The sequence below is a fragment of the Vibrio marinisediminis genome (genome assembly GCF_014050145.1).
GTDB classification, from domain to species: domain Bacteria; phylum Pseudomonadota; class Gammaproteobacteria; order Enterobacterales; family Vibrionaceae; genus Vibrio; species Vibrio marinisediminis.
Window position 1 is genome coordinate 1 of sequence record NZ_JACFYF010000247.1, and the last position, 273, is coordinate 273.

Annotated in this window: 1 protein-coding gene; it reads right to left on the reverse strand. The window is 28.9% G+C overall.

All coding sequences use genetic code 11. The features are described from left to right. Positions 1–273 (reverse strand): hypothetical protein (locus H2O73_RS24000; protein ID WP_220457756.1); only part of this gene is annotated, 273 nt, incomplete at both ends.

Here is a 273-nt window from a genome sequence, read left to right on the forward strand (position 1 = left end):
TTTTTAAATTATAGGTTATGCGATTATAGCTTCGGATGTATTTAGAGTTATTCATATTTGATGTAGCGTTTAATACACTAGAATTGGAGAGGATATGCCATTTTTTTAATTGTAAATTGCTAAATAGAATATGTCTGCTTCCATTAAAATTTTCAGAATAATTTAAATACTCAAACTGGTATTTAGCTATCCCTTTTTTGGAGTGAGAAGCTTGAATTCCAGAAGCAAAAAGCGTTTGATTTCCGTTGTTAATTACATTTTGATTGTTGGTAG